Origin of the sequence: Desemzia sp. FAM 23988 (genome assembly GCF_045528365.1) — a bacterium.
GTDB lineage: Bacteria > Bacillota > Bacilli > Lactobacillales > Carnobacteriaceae > Desemzia.
In genome coordinates this window covers 1-255 of sequence record NZ_JBGQQS010000091.1, presented here as the reverse complement: position 1 = coordinate 255, position 255 = coordinate 1, and the positions used below count along the sequence as shown (strand labels likewise).

1 rRNA gene is annotated in these 255 nt (G+C 45.5%); it reads left to right on the top strand.

What is annotated here, in order from left to right:
* Positions 1 to 255, top strand: a 23S ribosomal RNA gene (locus tag ACEN4L_RS13570); the annotation flags it as partial.

Below are 255 nucleotides of genomic sequence, written 5' to 3'. Positions count from 1 at the left end.
AGGTTGATATTCCTGTACCTGTTTGTTTTGTTTGAACAATGGAGGGACACAGGAGGCTAAGGAATGCGTGCTGCTGGATATGCACGTCCAAGCAACAAGTCTTGAAGTGAGTCAAATGCTTGCTTCTCTAAGGACAAGTTGTGATGGGGAGGGAAATTAAGTACCGAAGTTCCTGATGTCACACTGTCAAGAAAAGCTTCTAGTTAGAAACAAACAGCCCGTACCGCAAACCGACACAGGTAGTCGAGGAGAGAA